Source organism: Pseudomonas benzenivorans, from assembly GCF_033547155.1.
Lineage (GTDB): Bacteria > Pseudomonadota > Gammaproteobacteria > Pseudomonadales > Pseudomonadaceae > Aquipseudomonas > Aquipseudomonas benzenivorans_B.
Genome location: NZ_CP137892.1, coordinates 1,209,270 through 1,231,273 on the forward strand (window position 1 = coordinate 1,209,270; position 22,004 = coordinate 1,231,273).

20 protein-coding genes and 1 tRNA gene are annotated in these 22,004 nt (G+C 62.1%); 15 read left to right on the plus strand and 6 right to left on the minus strand.

Translation table 11 applies throughout. The features are described 5' to 3' along the window. Positions 1–9 precede the first annotated feature (9 nt). The 12 genes from SBP02_RS05630 (at position 10) to SBP02_RS05685 (ending at position 13,272) form a co-directional block, all read left to right on the plus strand. On the plus strand, positions 10–1,359 hold the full coding sequence (locus tag SBP02_RS05630) for an MmgE/PrpD family protein (protein ID WP_318645415.1): 1,350 nt from the start codon (positions 10–12) through the stop codon (positions 1,357–1,359). A 294-nt stretch (positions 1,360–1,653) separates the two neighbouring features. Then, positions 1,654–2,478 carry an HpcH/HpaI aldolase/citrate lyase family protein gene (locus SBP02_RS05635; RefSeq protein WP_318646308.1) on the plus strand — a complete coding sequence of 275 codons (825 nt, stop codon included), beginning with the start codon at positions 1,654–1,656 and terminating at the stop codon, positions 2,476–2,478. A gap of 182 nt (positions 2,479–2,660) precedes the next feature. Beyond that, positions 2,661–4,025, plus strand: coding sequence for an MmgE/PrpD family protein (locus tag SBP02_RS05640; protein WP_318645416.1), 1,365 nt, complete (start codon positions 2,661–2,663; stop codon positions 4,023–4,025). 84 nt (positions 4,026–4,109) lie between these two features. Beyond that, a complete protein-coding gene (locus tag SBP02_RS05645; RefSeq protein ID WP_318645417.1) occupies positions 4,110–4,769 on the plus strand; it encodes a GntR family transcriptional regulator in 660 nt (219 codons plus the stop codon). Between the two features lie 543 nt (positions 4,770–5,312). Then, entirely contained in the window at positions 5,313–6,632 is a 1,320-nt protein-coding gene (locus tag SBP02_RS05650) for an MFS transporter (protein ID WP_318645418.1), read from the plus strand. After that, on the plus strand, positions 6,629–6,871 hold the full coding sequence (locus SBP02_RS05655) for a hypothetical protein (protein ID WP_318645419.1): 243 nt from the start codon (positions 6,629–6,631) through the stop codon (positions 6,869–6,871). The genes SBP02_RS05650 and SBP02_RS05655 overlap by 4 nt, the downstream gene beginning before the upstream one ends. After that, positions 6,871–8,289, plus strand: a complete 1,419-nt coding sequence (locus SBP02_RS05660) for an amidase (protein ID WP_318645420.1) — start codon at positions 6,871–6,873, stop codon at positions 8,287–8,289. Before SBP02_RS05655 ends, SBP02_RS05660 begins: the two co-directional genes overlap by 1 nt. Before the next feature lie 2 nt (positions 8,290–8,291). Continuing rightward, positions 8,292–9,488: a CaiB/BaiF CoA transferase family protein gene (locus SBP02_RS05665; protein ID WP_318645421.1), complete on the plus strand. Its 1,197-nt coding sequence runs from the start codon at positions 8,292–8,294 to the stop codon at positions 9,486–9,488. Further along, on the plus strand, positions 9,489–10,280 hold the full coding sequence (locus SBP02_RS05670; protein WP_318645422.1) for an enoyl-CoA hydratase: 792 nt from the start codon (positions 9,489–9,491) through the stop codon (positions 10,278–10,280). A 133-nt stretch (positions 10,281–10,413) separates the two neighbouring features. After that, positions 10,414–11,226 (plus strand): polysaccharide deacetylase family protein, encoded by an 813-nt coding sequence (locus SBP02_RS05675; protein ID WP_318645423.1) that lies wholly within the window; start codon positions 10,414–10,416, stop codon positions 11,224–11,226. A gap of 237 nt (positions 11,227–11,463) precedes the next feature. Continuing rightward, complete coding sequence (locus SBP02_RS05680; protein ID WP_318645424.1) at positions 11,464–12,105, plus strand: TetR/AcrR family transcriptional regulator; 642 nt, start codon at positions 11,464–11,466, stop codon at positions 12,103–12,105. 294 nt (positions 12,106–12,399) lie between these two features. Beyond that, positions 12,400–13,272, plus strand: coding sequence for a DMT family transporter (locus tag SBP02_RS05685; RefSeq protein ID WP_318645425.1), 873 nt, complete (start codon positions 12,400–12,402; stop codon positions 13,270–13,272). Positions 13,273–14,100: 828 nt separating this feature from the next. Here the strand turns inward: SBP02_RS05685 and SBP02_RS05690 are convergent. The 5 genes from SBP02_RS05690 to SBP02_RS05710 all read right to left on the minus strand — a co-directional run bounded on the left by SBP02_RS05690 (position 14,101) and on the right by SBP02_RS05710 (position 17,951). Next, a tRNA-Gly gene (locus SBP02_RS05690) sits at positions 14,101–14,174 on the minus strand. Positions 14,175–14,273: 99 nt separating this feature from the next. After that, positions 14,274–15,158, minus strand: coding sequence for an alpha/beta fold hydrolase (locus SBP02_RS05695; protein WP_318645426.1), 885 nt, complete (start codon positions 15,156–15,158; stop codon positions 14,274–14,276). A 395-nt stretch (positions 15,159–15,553) separates the two neighbouring features. Next, positions 15,554–16,258, minus strand: a complete 705-nt coding sequence (locus SBP02_RS05700; protein WP_318645427.1) for a pseudouridine synthase — start codon at positions 16,256–16,258, stop codon at positions 15,554–15,556. 2 nt (positions 16,259–16,260) lie between these two features. Next, on the minus strand, positions 16,261–16,488 hold the full coding sequence (locus tag SBP02_RS05705; protein WP_318645428.1) for a cysteine-rich CWC family protein: 228 nt from the start codon (positions 16,486–16,488) through the stop codon (positions 16,261–16,263). Next, on the minus strand, positions 16,485–17,951 hold the full coding sequence (locus tag SBP02_RS05710) for a sensor domain-containing diguanylate cyclase (protein WP_318645429.1): 1,467 nt from the start codon (positions 17,949–17,951) through the stop codon (positions 16,485–16,487). The genes SBP02_RS05705 and SBP02_RS05710 overlap by 4 nt, the downstream gene beginning before the upstream one ends. A 340-nt stretch (positions 17,952–18,291) precedes the next feature. Here SBP02_RS05710 and SBP02_RS05715 point away from each other — a divergent pair, with 340 nt between their 5' ends. The 3 genes from SBP02_RS05715 (at position 18,292) to lapD (ending at position 21,638) form a co-directional block, all read left to right on the plus strand. Continuing rightward, positions 18,292–18,732 carry a hypothetical protein gene (locus tag SBP02_RS05715; protein ID WP_318645430.1) on the plus strand — a complete coding sequence of 147 codons (441 nt, stop codon included), beginning with the start codon at positions 18,292–18,294 and terminating at the stop codon, positions 18,730–18,732. Between the two features lie 313 nt (positions 18,733–19,045). Continuing rightward, complete coding sequence (gene lapG, locus SBP02_RS05720; RefSeq protein WP_318646309.1) at positions 19,046–19,681, plus strand: cysteine protease LapG; 636 nt, start codon at positions 19,046–19,048, stop codon at positions 19,679–19,681. Positions 19,682–19,703: 22 nt separating this feature from the next. Beyond that, the gene (lapD, locus tag SBP02_RS05725) at positions 19,704–21,638 is read left to right on the plus strand and encodes a cyclic di-GMP receptor LapD (protein WP_318645431.1); all 1,935 of its coding nucleotides are present in this window, start codon (positions 19,704–19,706) and stop codon (positions 21,636–21,638) included. 15 nt (positions 21,639–21,653) lie between these two features. Here lapD and SBP02_RS05730 read toward each other — a convergent pair whose 3' ends face one another. Then, positions 21,654–21,992 carry a tryptophan synthase subunit beta gene (locus SBP02_RS05730; protein WP_318645432.1) on the minus strand — a complete coding sequence of 113 codons (339 nt, stop codon included), beginning with the start codon at positions 21,990–21,992 and terminating at the stop codon, positions 21,654–21,656. Positions 21,993–22,004: the final 12 nt, after the last annotated feature.

Consider the following 22,004-nt stretch of genomic DNA (forward strand, 5'->3'; position numbering starts at 1 on the left):
ATTGGACCGATGAGCTATAACACCCTAACCCTTGCCGGTTTTCTCTCGGCGCTGAGCTACGACGATCTGCCTGAGGTGGCGATTGAGCGCTGCGAGGCGTTGTTCCTCGATTGGCTGGGGTGCGCCCTGGCCAGCCGGGGTATGCACCCGCTCCCGCTGTTCGAGCGCTATGCCCGGCGCATGGGGCCATCTGCCGGGCGCAGTCAGATCTTGGCAAATGGCGAGCGCAGCTCGGCGTACTTCGCGGCCCTGGTCAATGGCGCCAGTTCGCACATGCTGGAGCAGGACGATGTGCACAATGGTGCGGTCTTGCACGCTGGAGCGGTGGTCTTTCCAGCGGCGGTTGCGGCGGCGCAGGAGCTGGGGCGGTCAGGGCGCGAGTTGATCCTCGCCGCGGTCGCTGGTTATGAAGCGGGTATTCGCATCGGCGAATTCCTCGGTCGCTCGCACTACCGCATTTACAACACCACGGCCACAGTCGGAACCTTGGCCGCTGCAGTGGCGGTCGGCAAGCTGCTGTCGTTCAACCAGCAACAGTTCATTCACCTGCTCGGCAGTGCCGGTACCCAGGCCTCAGGGCTCTGGCAGTTTCTGCATGACGCCGCCGATACCAAACAGCTGCACATCGCCAAGGCCGCTGCCGATGGCCTGCTCGCCGCCTACATGACCGCGGAAGGCTTGAGTGCGGCGCAGAACATCCTCGAAGGCGAGCAGGGCATGGGCGTGGCGATGTCAGATGATGCCGACCCGCGCTGCTTGGTTGATGGGCTGGGGAGTAGATGGGCGCTATGTGAAACTTCGTTCAAGTTCCATGCTTCCTGCCGCCATACCCATCCGGCCGCAGACGCTTTGTCGAGTTTGATGCAGCGCGAGGGCCTGAGCCATGAGCAAATCGTTGCGGTATCCGCGCGGGTGCATCAAGGTGCCATTGACCTGCTCAAGTGGGAGGCCCCGCAGACCCCCTATCAGGCGAAATTCTCGATGGGCGCGGTACTGGGGCTCATTGCCGTACATGGTAGGGCCGGTGTCGTCGAGTTTGCCGATCACCTGTACCGCGATCCTCGAGTAGTGGCCTTCAGCCGCAAAGTAAGCATGAAGCTGGACGCCGAGGTCGACGCCGCCTATCCGAAGCGCTGGTTGGGCAGGGTCGAGGTGGTCACGGTCGATGGCCGTCGACTGCTGTGCGCCATCGACGAGGCGAAGGGCGACCCGGGTAACAGTCTTTCTCGCCAGGAGCAGGAGGACAAGTTCCGGAGTCTGGTGGCGTTCGCCGGTGCGCTGAACGCCGATCAGGCCGACGGGTTGATCGAGCGCGCCCGGTCCCTGCGCGAGGCGCCAGACATCTATCGACTGATTTGACCGTGGGCCGCTCGCCAGAGGCCATCCGCGCACTGGCGTCGGTTCAGGCAGATCGACTATGCAACCTGTTGCCCCATTGGGACAGGCAAGAGTTTGGTCGGGTGGATGGGTTGTTCCCTGCAAAACCGGTTCGACGGTGCCACGCCGCCGCCGGGCTCAGGGACCACCCACTCGGCCATTGATTTGGCGATGCGCCGCTGGCCGCTGATGGCTGGCTATGCAGTCGCCAGCTGGTGGGCGAGTCGACCCCCGAGCTCCACACAATGCAGTGGTTAACGAAAGGATCCCATGGATATGTCTAATTCGATGATTCGCTCTGCTCTATTCGTCCCCGCCACGCGTCCGGAGCGTTTCGCCAAGGCATTGGCGAGCGGCGCCGATGCGGTCATAGTCGATCTTGAGGATGCGGTGCAGGAAAGCTCGAAGGCTGAGGCGCGGTCTAATCTCGACGCCTTTCTGGACTGTAATCCGAATGTTCGTCTGCTGGTGCGCATCAATGCTCCGGGCCATGTCCAGCAGGCGGCGGATATCGCCTTGTGCAGGCGCCATCACGGCGTGATCGGCCTGTTGCTGCCCAAGGTGGAGAACGTCGAGCAAGTCTCCCTGGCCGCTGACAGCGGCAAGCCGATCTGGCCGATCATTGAGAGCGCTCGGGGGTTGATGCAGCTGGAGCATATCGCCTGCGCCGCCGGTGTCGAGCGCTTGTCGTTCGGCGCCCTGGATCTGGGCCTCGATCTGGGATTGGCCAGCGGCACGGCGGCGGCGGAGCGGATGCTCGACCAGGCGCGGTATTCGATTCTATTACATTCCTCCGCGGCCGACCTTGCCCCACCGCTGGACAGCGTGTTCCCGGCGATCCAGGACCAGGCCGGGCTCGACCGGGCGGCCCGCGATGCCCGTGACATGGGCTTTGGCGGTCTGCTATGCATCCACCCGAGCCAGGTCGCCGTGGTCCACCAGGCACTGATGCCGGCCCCTGAGGAGCTAGCCTGGGCACGGCGTGTGCTGGAGGCTGGCAGTGGCGGAGCCGGGGTATTCGTGGTGGACGGTCAGATGGTCGATGCTCCGGTGTTGGGGCGTGCTCGTCGCCTTCTGCAGCGAGCCGGCAGCCCCGCATGATGAATATGGTGCGGGCCAGCGGCTAGACGGCAACGGCTCCCCCATGCACCGGGATGGTCTGAGCGCGATGCGCGGCGCCGGGGTTTGGGGCCTGTGATCGATACAGCGAGAGAATGTGGACCGTTTTGGCTGCCCTACAGAGCAGGCTGAGCCACTGCGGATAGAGAATGTTGAGGATGCCGATGAATGCAATAACCCAGTTGTTGGACCATGTGAGTGAGACCCGTTACGAGGATCTACCCGCGGCGGCAGTTGCCGCTGCCAAAGTGTTCATACTGGACAGCATTGGTGTAGGCATTTCAGGTTCCCGACACCCTTGCAACTCCATGGTCAAGCAGGTGGCCATGGCGTGGGGCGGCGCTCCCGATGCCCGGGTCCTGGGGACTGGGGAGCGACTGCCGGTCCCGTCGGCGGTCATGCTCAACGCCTACCAGATACACAATCAAGAGTTCGACTGCGTGCACGACCGCGCCGTCGTCCATACCTTGGCGTCGATCCTTCCGGCGCTGCTGGCTGAAGCCGAGCGGCGAGGTGGCGCAAGCGGCAAGGAACTCATTTTGGCCCTGGTACTCGGGGTGGATGTGGCGGCGTTCATCGGCATGGCACAGGGCGCGCCGATGCGCTTCTTCCGGCCCGCAATGTGCGGGGCCCTTGGCGCCACCGCGGCCCTGAGCAAGCTTGCTGGGTTCGACCGGACCATGCTGCACAATGCCTTGGGTGTCATGTACAGCCACCTTTCCGGCACCATGCAGGCGCATATCGAAGGTACGCCGACTGTGGCCCTACAGGTCGGCTTGAATGCCCGCGCGGCAGTCACTGCGTTTGATCTAGCCCGCGCCGGTTTCATTGGTCCTAAGGATATCCTCGAGGGACCCTACGGTTATTTCGTGCTGTTCGACGGCCAGGCCGACTGGTCCAGGGTTAGCGCGGATCTCGGACAGGATTACCAGATCGCACGAATGAGCCACAAGCCTTTCCCCACAGGGCGCGCCTGTCACGGCGGCATCGATGGGGTCCTGACGCTGCTAGCCGAGCAGCGCTTCGAGGCTGTTGACGTCGTTCGAGTCCGCATACTGGTGCCACCTCTGGTGGTGCGCCTGGTCGGCCGGCCGGCGATCCAAGGGATGAACGTCGGCTACGCGAAGTTGTGCATGGGTTACAGCATCGCCGCAGCCTTGCTCACCGGGCAGGTGGGAATCGAAGACTTCGACCCGGAGCAGCTTAACGACCCGACACGTTTGGCCTTGGCCCAGCGGGTCGAGGTGCTGGACAACGGCATTGGCGACGAGAATGCCCTCGGGCCCCAGACGGTCGAGGTCGAGCTGCAGGACGGGCGCACCCTGCGCATCGAAGTGCCGGCGATGCTTGGCCATCCGCAGCGGCCGCTGGTGCGTTCACGGCAGGTGGCGAAGTTCGATGCCTGTCTGCGTTCGGCACCGGTCCCAATAGAGCAGGATCAACGCGATGCATTGCTGGCGGCGCTGGATGACCTGGAGAATCTTTCCGACGTACGACGTATCGTGGATCTGGCGACGTCTCCAGCCTGACTGGTGAACTGGTCGTTTCTATTGGTATATTTATAGGACGATCAAATATCTTTGGTCGGCCACGAATCCAGGAGAAACGGCCAGGTGAAGGCAGCGGAACGCATCAGACTTGCAATCGAAGATGGCATTCGTACCGGGGCGCTGCCGCCGGGTACGGTGATCGACGAAGCCGAGTTCATGCGCAAATACAAGATATCCCGCACGCCCCTGCGCGAAGCGATGCTCCAGCTCCAAGCGCAGGGTTTGCTCACCAGTCAGCCGCGCGGTGGCATGATCGTCACCAAGATGAACCTGCAGCAGCTGTTGGCCCTGTGGGAGTTGCTCGCTGAGCTCGAAGGGCTGTGCGCGCGCCTGGCCTGCGAGCGCATGACCGATAGCGAGCGTCAGCAGCTCGAGCAAGTGCTGGAGGCGGCGGCTCCGGTGGTCGAGGCCAATGACCTGGAGGCCTGGAAGGCGGCCAACCAGAAGTTCCACGAACTCATCTACCGCGGTTGTCGAAATCCGTTCCTGCGTGAGCATATCTTCCAGATCCGTGCACGCACTGGTGCCTACCGCCAGCATGCATTCGGCGCCGTCGGCCATCTCCAGTCCTCCTGGGCGCAGCACAGGGATGTGGTTACGGCGATCCTTAGCCACGACGGCGCGGCCGCTTACAAGGCGATGGTGCGTCACTTGAGTCCCGGGTTAGGCGTGCAGGGATTTGCGTCCTTCGTCGCCACTTTGCCTCAGGAGCTGCTTGCCTGACCATGGAGCGCTGGTCGCGCGGAGCCGCCTGACAGGCGGCCGAGAGCGCATCCGTATTCTCTCCAAACATTCCCCTCCAGGTACTGATGCTGCCTGCGGGTGGCCACGCCTATCGTTTGCTCCCTCTACCTCATGCTGCGTGAGCCGCCCGCTCGCCGGTGCGTTGCTCCGTCCTCCAGCGTCGATATCGGCCTGACGTTAGGTGCCTGCCCGGCGCCTTGGGTGCAGTCCTGATACCTCCAACTTGCCCATCTCCCACCAATTCGGCCGGCTCTCGTGATCGTCCGCCAGCCGGCCCATAAGCGCCTTCCACAGACAACTGCAGGTCACCTGCGTGTCGCTCACCTGTATCGGAGTGAATGAGGGTCCATGCTCGGTATGAGCTGTCTAGCTGCCGTTCGTCCATCGTGATTAAAAAAACGCTGGTAAATGTAAAAAAACAGTTTATAAATATATTTATAGAGAGGCCTTCATCAATGCCATGACTCCCGGGCGCAATCCCTGGCTCATGGTCCTTATGTATCCCCGCTACAGGAGGCAGTCATGGCAATGGCGACTACCACTGGCCCTGCACCGTCTTCGGACGTTGAGGGGCCCGCCGTTCTGCTGGAAGCGACCTATCGCAAGATCGCGCTTCGGCTCATTCCTTTTCTGGCGTTACTCTTCCTCTTGGCCTGGATCGATCGAGTCAATGTCGGCTTTGCAAAGCTGCAGATGCTCGACGACCTGCAATTCAGTGAGGCCGTCTACGGTCTGGGCGCGGGCATCTTCTTTATCGGCTACTTCCTCTTCGAGGTGCCTAGCAACCTGCTTCTGGAGAAGATCGGTGCGCGTCGGACCCTGGCGCGCATCGCCGTACTTTGGGGAATTACCTCCATGGCCATGGCGTTCGTTACGACGCCGGGGCAGTTCTATGTGGCGCGCTTTCTTCTGGGCGTGTTCGAGGCCGGTTTCTTTCCTGGCGTGATCCTCTACCTCACCTATTGGTTTCCAGCACGCCGGCGTGCGTCGATTAATGGCCTGTTCATGACCTCCTTCGCCATAGCTGGGGTGATTGGCGGTCCCCTCGCCGGGCTGATCATGAGTGGTATGGAGGGCGTGGGGCGCTACGCGAGCTGGCAGTGGTTGTTCCTGATCGAAGGGGCCCCCTCGGTAATGGCGGGTATCGCCGCCCTGTTTTATCTGCCTGAAAAACCGCAGAACGCCAGGTGGTTGAGTGAGGCGGAGAAGCGCGCGGTGGAGGTAGCGCTTGAGCAGGAGAACCGGGACGTCAACAAGCGCTCGTCGCTGCGGGCGATGTTCGTCAATCCATGGGTGTGGCTGTGTGCGGCGATCTACTTTTGCATCGTCAGCGGCAACGCCACTATTGCCTTCTGGTCACCCTCGATCATTAGGGAATTCGGCATCGACAGTAAGCTGCAGATCGGCCTGCTGTCGTCGGTCCCGTTCATTCTTGGCACCTTGGCGATGCTATGGAGTGGCTTCCATTCCGATAGAACAGGGGAGCGCCGTCTGCACTGCGCAATAGCGACCTTGGTCGCGGGGCTGGGGTTGTTTCTCACTGGCGTCTTTTTGGCCAGTCCGGTGGTCGCCCTTTGCGCTCTGTCGCTCTCTGCCATCGGCATTCTGGCCGCGTTCCCGGTGTTCTGGTCGCTGCCGGCCGCATTCCTGACCGGCACCGCAGCTGCGGGGGGGATTGCCTTGGTGAACTCCGTCGGCAATCTGGCCGGTTTCGTTGCGCCCTATCTCATGGGCTCTCTCAAGACTGCCACCGGCAGCTTTTCGTCTGGGCTGTATGCCGTGGCAGCGCTTCAGATTACCGCAACGATGCTGGTTCTGGTCTTCGTCCGGAGGGTTAAATGAAAGTTGCCACCCCACCAACACTTGCTCAATTTGATGACCCGGCTCGCGCCGGCATACCTGCTCGCAGAGAAACTTTCCCCTCAGGACAGACGGTATTCACGGTCTTGAATGTGCCGGTCAGCGCCGATGAACTGTTGATGGTCGGCAAGGTTTGCGACCGACTCTCGCAGGTCTTTCATTCAGACCACACGTCATGGGATGAACGGTCTGGCGGCGCATCCACAGGGCGGGCGTGCTAATGAACGGCGGTGTATTACCTGTGACTTTGAGCGGTTTACGTAAAGCGCTGACGGCTCGTCAGTTCAGCGTGCGCGAAGCGCTTGAAGCACAATTGGAACATTTGCGCTTGAACGCGGAGAAGTTTCGCTGTGTCACCGCGATCCACGAGCTGTCCGCTGCAGACGAGAAAGTCTCCCGGCGGCCGTTAGCCGGCGTCGGCCTGGCGCACAAGGACATCTTCCATCGCATTGACCGACCAGCCAGCTGCGGCCACAAGCGGCCGCCAGCGGTTAGCCGACGGCGGTCGAACGCTTCTGTCCTATCGCGACTAGATGCAGCTGGCGCCAGCGAGTTGGCCTCGCTGTGTATGGCTGAGTTCGCCTGTGGTGCGACCGGGCAGAGCATGCAGTTCGACGAGCCTGTGAATCCATTGGATCAGGCCGCCGCCGTTGGCGGCTCTTCCAGTGGCTCGGCGGTGGCGGTGGCTGCAGGGCTTTGCTACGCATCCCTCGGTACGGATACCGCCGGCTCGGTGCGGATCCCCGCGGCGACCTGTGGCGTTTTGGGGCTCAAGCCCACGCGCGGACTAATGCCCAGTGCTGGGGTCTTTCCCCTGGCGCCCAGCCTGGACACGGTCGGGATCATTGCCCGCTCGGCCGCCGATGCTGCGAATCTTCTGGCCGCCACCGCGACCCGCGGACTACGTGTACTGCGTGAAGCACTGGCATCTCCGGAACTGTTGGAGAACGCGTTGCTGGCCAATCCGTCACCGCGCATCCGCTACTGTTTCGATGCGACGGTGGTGCGCGAGGACGTGCTGATCGTGCTTCAGGAGTTCATCCAGCAGCTGCCAGCGGCTTGCCAGGTCAGGCCGTGCGCGACGCCCTGGTTAAAGGAGCTGACCGCCTATGCCGAAACGCTGCTGCATGTAGAGGCTGCCCAGGTTCACCTGTCCAGACTGCGGCAGTCCCCGTCCGACCTGGGGCCAATGGTGCGCGCGGTGGCTTTGCCTGGCATCGCTATGCCGGCTGTCTGGTATGCCACGGCGCTGGCGGGGCGCTGGCAATGGACCAAGCGGGTCGTCGCCGAGTACTTCCAACAGGCTGACGTCCTGCTCATGCCAGCACTACCGGATGGGGTGCCGAACTGGGATGAGGTGCACTCCCTGTCACCGCGTTTCAACGGCCGGGCGCTGGCGTCTCTGTACCGCTTGATGCCCTTCGTCAACTACCTAGGACTTCCCTCCATCGTTTTCCCTGTCGGCACTGATGTCCACGGCCGGCCGGTTTCTGTGCAGGCGATCGGTCGCCCTTTCAGCGAAACAAGCCTGCTTTCTTTTGCCTACCGGGTCGAGCGTGAGCTGTTCGGTGCAAACGGATTTGCCCCCATGCCGCTAGCCCACGATGGCAGTTCCACTCGCATAAGTATCAAGAGGTAATCATGGCCAAGATCAATTCTTCCAACGCCCTTGCCAGGTTTCGTGTCCTCGACCTGTCGCGAGTCCGGGCTGGCCCGACCTGCGTGCGTATGCTGGCCGACTTCGGTGCGGATGTGATTCGCATCGAGCCGCCCAAAGGGGTCGATCCGAATGAAGGCATGTTCGCCGCCGACCGTCTCGGTGGTGATTTTCAGAACCTCAACAGAAACAAGCGTTCGCTGACCCTTAACCTAAAGAAACCCGAGGGCTTGGAAATCTTCCGCAGTCTGGTCAAGGATGCCGATGTCGTGGTGGAGAACTGGCGGCCTGACGTCAAGGCGCGGCTCGGCGTTGACTATGAGTCGCTACGCGCGATCAACCCGCGCATCATCCTGGCGAGCATCTCCGGCTTTGGCCAGAGTGGCCCCTATGCGAGACGTCCAGGTTTTGACCAGATCGTCCAGGGCATGGGGGGCTTGATGTCCGTTACCGGCTTTCCCGAGCAGGGGCCGGTACGCGCAGGCCTGGCCGTGGCAGATTCCGCGGCGGGCCTGTATTCGGCGCTGGGGATCTTCATCGCGTTGCTCGAGCGGGAGGTATCCGGAGAGGGGCAGTGGGTGCACACATCCTTGCTGCACACCATGATCGCCATGATGGACTTTCAGGCCGCTCGCTACCTCAACGAGGGTGACGTACCGCAGCAGGCCGGCAACGACCACCCGACGAGCAGTCCGATGGGGCTGTTTCAGGCCGTCGATGGGCTGTTCAACCTTGGGGCTTCGGGGGAGGGCAGTTGGCAGCGCCTGTGCGCCGCGCTGGCCCGCCCTGAATGGCTCGACGACCCTGACTATGCCAATGAAAAACTGCGGGTCAAGAATCGCAGCAAGCTCAATGCGCAGCTGCAGGCGGTGTTTTCCGTTCAGTCGGTGTCCCACTGGGTAGATCTGCTCAATCGTGCCGGCGTGCCGACCGGGCCGGTCTATACGGTGCCGGAGATGTTCGAGGATCCTCAAGTTCAGCATTTGGGGGTGGTGAAGGAGGTGATCGCCGAAACTGGGATTCCCCGTCGCGTAGTGACTCAGCCGGTTCGCTTGGAACGCACCGAGAGTGCGATCGCCGCCGCGGCACCGGGTTGGGGTGAGCACACCGATGAGATTCTCACGGAACTCGGTTACGACTCGGAGCGCCTGCGCTCGTTTCGCGCGCAAGGAGTGGTCTAGATGACAGTCGGCCGTATCGACTTGCAAGTGACCGACAGGGTCGCGCGCATTAGCATCAACAACCCGTCGCGCCACAACGCGATGTCCTTGGCGATGTGGTGCCAGCTGGGCGACCTGGTCAGCCGGTTGGACGCTCGCACGGATATCAACCTGATCGTCTTGCGCGGCGAAGGCGGTCGCGCCTTCGTCTCCGGCGCCGACATCGCCGAGTTTCAGGCTCTGCGTTCGAGCGACGAGGCAGTCATGGCCTATGACGAGGCGGTCGATCGAGCGCAGAGCGGGCTGCAGAATTGCCGACACCCAGTAATCGCGGTCATCGAGGGCTACTGTTTTGGGGGCGGCATCGGCCTGGCGCTGTCCTGCGACCTGCGCTATGCGGCGGCGAATGCACGTTTTCGCATGCCGGCCGCGCGCTTGGGTCTCGGCTATGCCCTGAGTGGTATGCAGCGAGCGGTAAGCATTCTCGGGGCCGCCCAGGCAACCGAGTTGTTCCTCTCTGCCAGGGACTACGACAGTGTAGAGGCAGCACAGAGCGGCCTGGTGCACCGGGTGCTGCGAGGCGAGGGTTTCGATGAGGAGGTCGAAACCCTGATCTCCCGGGTAGCGGCTAATGCACCGCTATCGCTAAGGGCCGCAAAGTCTGCGATTCGCGCAGCGGCGCAGGTCGAGGTGCCAGCTGTGGCTGCAGCGGCGATTGCCCAGCAGGTGGAGCTGTGCTTCCGCAGCGCTGACTACGTAGAGGGACGCCAGGCCTTCGCCGAGCGACGTGAGCCGCGATTCCAGGGGCGCTGACCGTAAGCTTGCGAGTAAACCAAATCCTTATAACTCAGCACACGAGAGGCCAAGGTTCGTGGCAAATCCCAGAGTTCCCTACACAATGCCTGATGAGCGGCCCGCGCTGCGCGCGCCGGCCTCAGGCTCAATCATGGTGCATGTCGTGGTCAACGTTGAGCATTGGTGTTTCGATCAGCCTATGCCTCGGACCTTGCTCACCCCTCCCCACGGTCGACAATCCGTGCCGGATATTCCGAACTTCTCCTGGGTTGAGTACGGCATGCGTTGCGGCCTGCCGAGGATGATCGAGGCGCTACAGAGCCGAGGAATCAAGGCTTCTACCAGTTTCAACGCCAGCGTCATCGATGCCTATCCGCAGGCGGCGGAAGCCTTGTTGAACGCCGGCTGGGAGTTTATCGGCCATGGTATGCACCAGCGCGGTATGCAGGACGAACTCAACGAGGCGGAGGTCATCAATGTGGCGCTGGACAAGATCGCGGCCTTTACCGGTACCCGTCCTCGTGGCTGGTTGAGCCCGGGCTTACGGGAGACCAGCGAGACGCCGGAGTTGCTCCAGCAGGCTGGAATCGACCATGTCTTCGACTGGGTGCTCGATGATCTGCCAGCCTGGATGGACACCCGCCACGGCCCGTTGCTTTCGGTCCCTTACAACCTGGAACTGAACGACTCCGTGATTTACGCAGTGGAGAAGCACGCCTCGCCGGAGTTCTACGAGCGGCTTGCCTCCACCCTGAGGTTGTTCGAGCGCGAAGCGGTGAGTCAACCTCGGATACTGGCCTTGGGGCTGCACCCGCACCTGATGGGTGTGCCACATCGCTTTGGTTATTTCGAGCGGATGCTCGACCTGTTGCAGCAATCTCCCCAGGTCTGCTTCATGACCGGTACGCAGATTGCCGACTGGTATAGGGCGCAAGTACCTGCCGGGCGAAGCTTGGGCAATTGAGCCGCTGCCTAAGGTGCTTGTGCGCGGTTAGGTGACGGCTCCCAGTTTTGCTTGCGGTTCGTTGCCGTTCGGCCGTTGTCGTGGCGCGCAGTAACTAACTAGCTGGTGCCTTTTGAGTTGCCTGTGCAGTGCTGTTCGCCACCACATCCGAGTTGACATCAATACGAGTGGCGGTGCCAGCGGTCCCGCTGCAGTTATCGAGTCCTTTGGCATGCCCCAATCTGCTGAGTGAGAACCATGCGACAGTCCGTTCGAGTTTATGCCAGCATGGCCGGACAGGATTCGGCCCCCCCGAATCTCCCGGCCGGTGAACAGGTGCGTTTGATTGCGTTGGAGCTCTTTGTAAACCAGGGCTTCAATGGCGTCAGCGTACGTAAGTTAGCCAGCGCCATCGGTGTGCAGGCTGGCTCGTTGTACAACCACTTCGACAGTAAGCAAGCGCTGCTTTATGAGCTGATTGAGGACTTCGAAGAAGCGTTGCTGTTCGTGCTGCGCAAACAGGTGTGCCGAGACCAAGATCCTCGACGGGCGGTGCGCAGTTTCGTCGATGCCTACATCCGTTTTCTGCTGGCAAACCACCTAGGCGCGGCGCTGACCCGGTTCGAATTTCGCAGTCTGAGCCCGAGCCAACAGCAGCATATAGCCGCGGTGCGTCGACGGTATCACGATCTTCTCGGCGAACTAATACGGGAAGGCATGCGTCGGCGCCTGTTCGCCCTAGGTAGTGTTGTGGCGACGGTGCATACGCTGATTTCCATGCTGGACGGCGCACCGGACTGTCCCCTTACCGATGGTTCGTCGTCCATCGACTGGTTGATCGAGCATTTTCAGTCCTTGGTCCTCAACGCATTGGCAGTGGAGCGATTCGCATCGCATTGAGCTTCCTGGCCGCTACGAAGGCATGTGAGGAGTGTTCGCCGTTGGGTGCATAGACACCTGCTGTGTTCCGTCGCTGCGAACGAGCCTTTACGGGCTCTGGGCATGGGTCATTGTGAGTGGTGCCGGCCCCCCTGTGTTTCTGCTGCACGGACTGTTGGGCGCCGTTGGACCGGGGAATTCGGCCGCGCGCAGGTATCTGAAGGCAAAGGGATGTGTAGGTGAAGCTTGCACAGGTTTTGAGCTATTGCATAGCCAGTGACAGGCCAACCCCATGATTGGCCAGGAGTGAGTTTCATGTTTAATGCCCATCTGTGCATGCTGGTCTGGGCGATGTTGGTGGCCTTGTCATTCTTCGCCGTAGATAAACTCGGCTCGTCCCTGGATGCACTGGCTTTGGTCGCTGTACGCTTGTTGCTATCCGGCCTTCTGTTTCTGCCCCTGCTGTGGCGCAGAGCGGGCCGCATCGGCAAGTCTGCGTGGGGGGCACATGGAGTGCTCGGCGGCCTGCTGGCCATGCATTTCGCCAGCATGTTCGAAGCGCTCAGGTATACCGGTGCATTGGACATTGCCATGCTGTTCGTCACCATCCCGCTGCTTACCCTCGGCTGCGAGCGGTTCCTTCTAGGCGTGCGGGTGCTACAGCGGTTTTGGCCGAATCTGGTCGCGGCCTGCGGTGCGTTGACGTTGCTGTCGATCGATCAAGCGCAATTCGATGCCTACGCCTATTGCCTCTATGGGGTTGGTTGTCTAGCTCTGGCTCTCTATGCACCGCTGACCTTGCGTCTTAAGCCCTGGCTGGGTGAGCAACGCAGCGCTGCATCGTTGGCATGTGGCAACTTGCTCGCTGGAGGCGTGCTGTTGACGTTACTGAGCCTCCCAGGAGGCCGATGGCTGAGTCTGCGGTGGATGACTTTGGCCGACCTGGGCTGGCTGGCTTACCTTTCTATCGGCGCAACCTTGGTGACGTTTTGGCTGCTACATCGGGCGATCCACAGTTTGCCACCCGCCACCGTCATTGCTTATAGCTACATGGGCAGCCTTTTCGCTTTGCTTTTGCAAGCCCTGTGGTTTCAGCAGTCGCCGCCTGGCACGGCATACGCCGGGGCTGTAATGATATTGATCGGCATGACTTGGTTAGCTTACCCAGTCCGAAAGACGCCTACATAGAAGTCGTGCCGCGCATCGGGCAAGAGATGCAATCGGTTTTTGTAGCAACCTATCCTAAGTTCAAGCTGCACTACCTCCGGGTCGCTGCTGCTAGGTGCTCTGCGCAGTATTTTTGTCCAGCCCACGGCTGTTTGTGCAGCCTGACATCGACTCGGATTGTGCTAACTCTGTCTGGTGGTCAAAAAGTGGTACGGTCGTTAACGGAGTGTGCCTTCAGCCCAGATCTTACGGCCCTTCCAGGCCTCAGTTCCTCCAATCCATCATCGGGTCGCTGCTAGCCATCTTTGAGTGGGAGCAGTTCGCATATGCCGTCGGCTGTGTTGGGGGGAATCTAGGGGAGTCGCTCCCCCAAAGCATAGTGAATTTGGCTTGATTATTCTGCAATGATGTTCTTTTAAATCAATAATTTGGATTTACTTTCTTTGAAAATATTGCGTAGTTATTGGATTCGAAATCCGTTCAGATCGACCGAGCAGTTTGGGGAGGCATGGCTGGTTTGGCGTGAAAACGGGTCTGCTGCGAGTCTGGCTTAGGAGGGTAGGTCGGTGCGAGCTGGCTGAGACTCGTAATCGGGAGAGTCTCGCTGTCGGAAAAGAAGTTGGCCGCGGTGGTTCTAAATTTCTGCAGAGCTCGCCTATTCAAGGTCTACAGATCACCGATCGTATGCGGTGCTGGATTGGCCTAGCTGACGGCATTCGCATTTCAGAGCGCTGGTATATGGCCGGCTATCCGGGATATCTGACGGGATGCCCAGGCTTGAAACGGCCCCCGAAACGGCCCCCAGACCTATATGGGCTACCCTGATAGGGCTAGAGGCTGCGGAAAGACTGGAGCGGGCGAAGGGAATCGAACCCTCGTCATGAGCTTGGGAAGCTCAGGTAATGCCATTATACGACGCCCGCTCGAGCGGGTGACTTTGTACCAGAGTTCGCGGGTGAAATGAAGCCCGCACCGAGCATAATGCGCTGCATCTCGGTGCGACAGCGGCTGAATGGCGTGCTTCATACGGCGATTGCGTGTGGCATTTCGGCGTGCGAACGGTAGGCGGTTTCACGCAGGGCGGGGCCCTGCAGGAAGCGCAGCAGCACGTCCCGCGTTTGCAGCCACGCGGCTTTGTGCTCCATGTCGAGGAAGTGCCCGGCATTGTCGATGGTGGCGAACTGGCAATCGCGCAGGTGCTCGGCGAACAGGCGTACGTCCTGCGGCGAGGTGTACTCGTCGTGTTCGCCATTGACGAACAGCAGCGGGATGTCGACCCCGGCCAGGCACTCCATCTGGCAGTGACTCTCCAGGTGCACCACCTGGTTGACGTGGGCAAACATCTGCCGGTACTCGTGTTCGTCCAGGCTGCTGATGTGGCGGTGGTTGAAGCGTTTGAACAGCGAGGGCAGGTGCTTGCCGATGGTGTTGTTGACCAGGTGACCGAGGCCTGCTCGGTCTACGGCCAGCAGGCTCACCAGGCCCTTTTCCAGGTAGTCGAGCATGGGTTCGTTGAGCAGTGGCGAGAAGGAGGTGATCACCGCCTTCTCGATGCGCGCCGGGCGTTGCCCCAGGGCCAGCAAGGCGGGTACGCCGCCCCAGGAGAAGGACTGCAGGTAGTCGACTTTGAAGTGCTCGATCAGGTCGAGGAGGATGTAGGCCTCGTCTTCCTTGGTGATCGGTCTGATGTTGCTGTTGTGGGCCTTGGACTGCCCCGCGTAGGGCTGATCGTAGAGCACCACGTTGAACTGCGGGTGCAGGTATTTGAGCGTCTGGGCGAAGGCGGCGGTGGTGGCCAGCGAGCCGTTGACCAGAATGATGGTCTTGCGGGCGCTGGGGCTGACGTAGAACTCGGTGTGAACCTTGAAACTCCGGTGAACATCGACGACAGCGATAGCGGGCTTCATGTTGTTTCCTCCTGGCGCAAGTTGGCATGGCAAGCGGCAGGGCGGCGCCGTTTACCGAGCAAAGTAGGACAGTTAGGAAAGCGCCTGGACATGACAGGGGCATGTCAGGCTAGAGGGTTTTATAAGTTATTTATTTTCAATCGGTTAGGGTCGAAATAGAGCGTCCGCTCCAGCCTTTTTCAGGGGGCCGGAGAGGCGTCGTGTTACCAGGCAGGAACCCATTTTGCGCAGTGCGCAAACAACCGAAAGAGCGCTTAGATGGCTTTTGCGACCTATTGGTCACATCAAGACCTTATGGTTCGATTTAAACAGCAGCATCGTGGCGCTGGCAAGCCCCAATTCGTTTTTATTCGGCAGTCGCTGAGGCGGGCGCAAGATTGATTTCAGTATGGCTATCAGTCGCGGGAGAAACTGTCGATCTCTGCACTCGTCAGGGCGCGGTACTCGCCCGGGGCCAGGCCCGCATCGAGGCGGATAGCGCCCATGCTGATGCGGTGCAGGCCGATTACCTTGTTCTGGAAATGGCCGAACATGCGCTTGACCTGGTGGTAGCGCCCTTCGTAGAGGGTCAGGCGGGCCTGGCAGGGGGCGAGGATCTCCAGTTCGGCGGGTAGGGTGGTGAGGTCCTCGAAGCGAAAGTACAGGCCTCGGGCGAATACTTCGATGCAGGCCGGCTCGATCGGGTCTTCGGTTTCGACCAGGTAGACCTTGGGCTGCTTGCGTTTCGGCAGGGTCACCCGGCGCGACCACTGGCCATCGTTGGTGATCAGCAGCAGGCCACTGGTGTTGAGGTCGAGACGGCCGGCCAGGTGCAGCTCGTCCTTGTCGGGTTCGTCCAGCAGGTCGAGCACGGTGCGGTGCTCCGGATGGACGGTGGCGCTGACCACACCGCCGGGTTTGTGCAGCATGAAATAGCGTGCAGGCTTGCCGGCCTGCAGTATTTCGCCGTCACCCAACTCGACCCGGCTGAAGAGGGTCACTTCGCTGCGTCCGTCGCGGTTGACCCGGCCGTCCAGGCGTACGCCGCCGCTGGCGAGCAGATGGCGCGCATCCTGGCGGTTGAAACGCGGCAGGTTGCTGAGGAAGCGGTCCAGGCGCATGGTCAGTCGGGGGCGGCCGATGCCGGGGTAGGCGTGACCGGCGGCAGGCCCTGGGCGCAGCGTGGACAGAGGCAGGCCAGGTTGCGCTGTGCGGCCGGCAGGCGTTCGAGCACGTCGCGTCGGACGGCGGTATCGAAACACCAGCACTGCTGAACCGGGGTTGGCGAGCCGGCCTGGGCGCACTGGTTACGCTGGCCGCAAAGAGGGCAGACGCTGGTGGATGGGCTCATGTGTTTTCTTCGCAAAGACGGTTGCGCCCGGACTGCTTGGCCCGATACAGGGCGCGGTCGGCGCGGCCGATCAGCTGGTCGAGGGCGTCGCCCGCATGCAGCTCGGCCAGGCCGATGCTGACGGTGACCCGCAGTTCGGTGCCGGCGTGCTCGAAACGCGTCCGCTCGGTATGCCGGCGGACTTTCTCCGCCAGTTGGCGTGCCTGCTCGGGTGCGCTGTCCTTGAGCAGCAGGATGAATTCCTCACCGCCCCAGCGGCAGATGATGTCGGACTGGCGCAGGTCGCCTTGCAGCAGGGCGGCAAACCCGCGTAGCACCTCGTCGCCGGCCAGGTGGCCATGGTTGTCGTTGAGCTGTTTGAACTGGTCGAGATCGAGCAGCAATGCACACAGCGGGCTCTGGTTGCGCCGTGCCTCCTGGATCGCCTGATTGGCCAGCAGTTCGAAGCCGCGGCGGTTAGTCAGGGTGGTGAGGGTGTCGGTGGTGGCCAGGGCGGCGATGCGTGCTCGGTGACGGCGCAGGGCGATGCTGACCATGCCCAGCACCAGGGCGGTGACCAGCAGGCAAATCAGCAGGTTCAGGTACAGCGACATGCGGATGCCGGCCACGGCGCCGTTCTCCTGCTTGTCGACGAACAGGTACCAGTTCAGTTCGGGGATGAAGCGCACATTGAGGAAATGGTCGCGGCCCCGCTCTTCGTAGGTGAAATTGCCGTTCTGCGGCAGCTGGGCCGGCAAGTCCTGCAGTCCCGGTAGCTCCCCGAGCGTCTGGCCGACGCTGGCGCCCTGGGGGCCGCCGCTGGCGCCGGTGAGGGCGATGCGGCCGTTGCCGTCGACGAAGTACACGCTGCGGCCGTAGCGCTGCTGATAGGCATCGATCAGCTGCACCACCGCGTCCACGGTCAGGCCCACGCCGGTGGCGCCGATGAAACGCTGTTGATAGTCGAATACCCGATAGTTGATGAAGACGGTCAGGCGGTCCTTGTTGGCCAGGTCGACGTCCACATTGATCTCGTAGGGTGCCTGCAGGTCGCGTACGCGGAAGTACCAGGCATCGCGCGGCTCGGTCGGGCTGACCCGCTTGAGCACGCCTTTGGCCTGGTAGTAGGTGTGGCTCTGTTCGGAGACGAAGAAGCTGGTGACGGCGCCATAGTGTTCCTGCACCTCGCGCAGGTAGCGGGTCATCTGCTCCACGTCCTGCTCGCCGGCCATCACCCAATCGCGCACGAAGGTGTCGCGGGCCATCATCGAGGCGATCAGCACCGGGCGCACCAGGTCCTTCTGGATCTCCGAATAGACGTTGTCAGAGGTCAACGGCAGCTCGGTGTTGACGATGCCGTCGCGGATCGAGGCGAGGGCGGCGTGGTAGCTGACCAGCGAGGTGGCGAGAAAGCCGCTGCCGAGCAGGACCAGCAGAAGCAGGATCAGGGTGCGTTGGCCGGTTTTCGAGGTCGCGAGGGGCATGCGCTGTTCTGAGTGGAGTGCGAAGGGCGCCATGCTAGCCTGCCGCGGCCATCGCGTCATTGCTCGTGCTTCGAACCGCCTGCTGCTGGCGGCGCTCCCTGGAGCCTTAGGGAGCGTCGCCGCGGACGCTGCGATGCCTGGGCAGGCGTGGCCTATCGAATAGCCCTGCCGGCAGTTCGGCCGTCTGGACGGCTCGGGACTGAGGCTCCGAAACACCTTGTCACCCATCTGTGCGCCACTGGCATCGCACCGGATACGGTCAAAAGTGGTCAGATGAAATGGGAGCGATCCCAGGTGCCGGCCTCGGTCGGCGAGGCTCCAGCGACCGGAGGAGAGACCCATGTTCTACAAGTCCATACTCGCTGCGCTGTTCGGGCTGTCGTTGACCGGTTGTGCGGTGTACGGCGGTGGCTATGACCATGGCTACCGGGGTTACGACCCTCATTACTCCAGTCACTATTACCAGGTACAGCGCTATCCGGTGCATGTGGCGCCGCGTTATTACAGTCATGAGGTGCGCCGCTATGACAGGCGCCATTTCGATCACCGGCGGCACGATCAACGTCGCTACCTGCCGGCACCCGCAGCGCGTCACTATGGCGTCGAGAGCCGCTCAGTTCACCGTTTGGAGGGGCGCCGCGACTACCGCTCGGCGCAACCGCGGCCCGGATGGCGTGGCCAGCACTTCAAGCTGGACGAGCGCACGCCCAGATTGCAACGGCGGCATAGCGGTTCGCGCGGTGACGGGCATCGTGGTCGGCAACTGCGCCGCCACAACTAGCGCCTGAAGCCGCCACTCTCCCCTGAGGCGCGGCGGCTCGGGTCAGAGGAGCTGCGACTGCCTCCTATTCCATGCGATGTTGCGCACTTGAAACCCAGGGTTTCGCAGTGACCCAGGCGTTGTGAGCCTGTCCCTGCCGTGCGCCTCGAGCCTATCCACCGGCCCCAGGCGCTGGCCTGCCCGCGGCGGCGCGACTAGACGATTGTGTTTTTGCCCCGTGCGCCGCACCATGGCTGCCGAGTGGACCTAGGGAAGCCTCAGTTTGCAGATAGGACGGAGCGTGACGCAGCCTGCCTGGCGTTGGGGGTGGGCGATGGCCTGGCCGCTGGCGATGCTGCTCGGCACCTATGCCGTGTCGGCCGACTGGGACTTCGCCCGTATCGGCCGACTGGCCGAGCAGCTGTACGGTACTTCGCGGGACGGCCGCGAGCGGCTCGGCAGCTGGCAACGATTATTGCAGGAGCAGGTCGGTGCGACCGAGGCGGAGCAGCTCGAGGCGGTCAACCGGTTCTTCAATCTGCGCCTGCGTTTTCGCGACGATATCGAACTGTGGCGCGTCAGCGACTATTGGGCGACGCCGGTCGAGGCCTTGCACCTGGGGGCGGGTGATTGCGAGGATTTCGCCATTGCCAAGTACTTCAGCCTGCGTCAGCTCGGCGTGCCGAGCGAGAAACTGCGCATCACCTACGTCAAAGCCGTACGCCTGAACCAGGCCCATATGGTGCTTACCTATTACCCGCACCCTAGCGCTACGCCCCTGGTGCTGGACAACCTGATCGATGCCATCGAGCCGGCCAACCGCCGTACCGATCTGGTACCGGTCTATGCCTTCAATGCCGAAGGGCTGTGGCTGCCCGGCAGCGGGGGCGGCAAGAAGGTCGGAGACAGCAAGCGCTTGTCGCGTTGGCAGGATCTGTTGAAAAAGATGCAGGCCGAGGGATTTCCCTGAGACGGGCCGGAAGGAGTCGTTCATGTCACTGTTCAAGCAGCTGTTCATCGCTATCTGCGTGCTGATGCTGGTGAGTTTCACCGGCAGTTTTCTGGTCAGCGTGGAGAGCTCCCGCGAGCAACAGGTCAACCAGTTGCGTGCCCATGCCCAGGATGCGGCCACGGCTCTGGGCCTATCGCTGAGTCCACATATCAATGATGCGGCGATGGTCGAGTTGATGGTCAGCTCGATATTCGACAGCGGCTATTTCGAGAGCATCCGGGTGATCGACTCCGCCAGCGGGGAGGTGCTGGTCGAGCGCAGCGGGGTTCCGGTCAGCGTTGCGGCGCCACAGTGGTTCGCCGATTTGGTCGATCTGGCCCCGGCCAGCGGCGATGCCATCGTCAGTGACGGCTGGCGCCAGGCGGCACGGGTCGAGGTGGTCAGTCATCCCCTGTTCGCCATCGGCAAGCTGTGGCAGAGCGCCCTCGGCATCCTGCTGTGGCTGGCCCTCAGCGGTCTGCTGTGTATCGCCCTGGGCGTATTGCTGCTCAAGCGTCAGTTGCGTCCCCTGGATTACCTGGTCGAGCAGTCCAACGCCATCGCCCGCCGCGAGTTCCTCAGCCTGCCGGAGCTGCCCAGGACTCCTGAGTTCCGGCGCGTGGTCAAGGCCATGAACCAGATGGTGGAGAAGCTCAAGGCGCTGTTTGCCGAGCAGGCCGCGCGTAGCGAGCAGCTGCGCGCCGAGGCCTATCAGGACAGCCTCACCGGCCTGGCCAATAGACGCTACTTCGATCTGCAATTGCATGCCCGGTTGAGTGTCGAGGAAGAGGCCTGCAGTGGTTTCCTCATCTTGCTGCGGATCGACGACCTGGCCGGCCTCAATCAGCGCCTGGGTGGCCAGCGTACCGATCAGCTGATCAAGAGCGTGGCCGAGCTGCTGCAGCAGTTCTGCCAGGGCCGCTACCTGCTGGCGCGCAACCGGGGTGGCGAGTTCGCCATCCTCGCCCCCGGTGTGGATCGTGATGAAGCGGAACAGCTGGCCGAGAGCCTCGATGCGGCCTTGGTCAGCCTGCAGCAGACCGGCGTCAGCGATCGTTTGCCACTGGCTCACATCGGCATGACGGCCTTCGCCCCCGGCGCCGACTCGGCCAGTCTCTACCGTTGCCTGGATGAAGCCTTGGCCCTGGCGGCCAGCCAGACCTTGCAGCACTGGGCCTGCAGCGAGAGCGGGACGCAGAGCCTGGCCGCCGATGAGCGTCAGAGTTGGTATCGCCTGCTCGATCAAGCACTTCTGCAGGGGCGCTTTCAGCTGTATTTCCAACCGGTGGTCGATGCCGTCGAACCGAGCCGCGTCTTGCACCATAAGGTGTTGGCCCGTCTGCTCGACGACCAGGGCGAGCTGGTGCCGGCAGGGCGCTTCCTGCCCTGGCTGGAGCGCTTCGGTTGGACGGCTCGCCTGGACCTGGCGATGCTCGGCCGGGTGTTGGAGCAGATGGCGGGGCATGAGGCGCACCTGGCCTTGAGTCTGTCCGGGACCACGGTGCGCGAGCCGCAAGCGCTGGCTTCGCTCTACGAGATGTTGCGTCAGCATAGTCAGCTGGGGGCGCGTCTGACGCTGGAGCTGGACGAAGACCAGCTACCCGAGCAGGGCGCGCTCGAGGCCCTGACCCAGCGCCTGCGGGGGTTGGGCTTCGGTCTGGGGCTGCAGCACTTCGGTGGCCGTTTCAGCATGATCGGCAACCTGGCCAAGCTGGGGCTCGGCTACCTCAAGGTGGACGGCAGCTATATCCGCGCCATCGATCAGGAGAACGACAAGCGCCTGTTCATCGAGGCGATGCAACGGGCGGCCAACAGCATCGACCTGCCGTTGATCGCCGAACGAGTCGAGACCGAGGGCGAGTGGCAGGTGCTGCGCGAGATGGGCATCAGTGCGGTACAGGGTCGCCTGTTCGGTGAACCAGCGCCCTGGCAGTAGGCGGGCAAGGGCTGATCAGATCAGCCCGGATTCGTCGTCGTTGATCAAACGCTGCAACCCGCCCAGGGCATCACGGGCCTTGCTACGGCCAACCAGCTTGCTCTGCGCGGCCTCGGGCAGATCGGTGATGCGCACCACGCCCTTGCGAATCAGCACGGTGATCAGATCTTCCAATACCCGGATCATGTCCAGGTCACTCTGCTGCAACTTGAGCAGATTGCTTTCCATGGCCTGGTTGGCATACCAGGCCTGAGCCTCCTGGCTGTCGGCGGTAATCTCGCCATCCATGCCCTCGAAGGGCGCTGCCTCGACCTGGGTGAGGTTGCCCCAGGTATCACGTTTTACATACAGCATCGGCACCCCTAG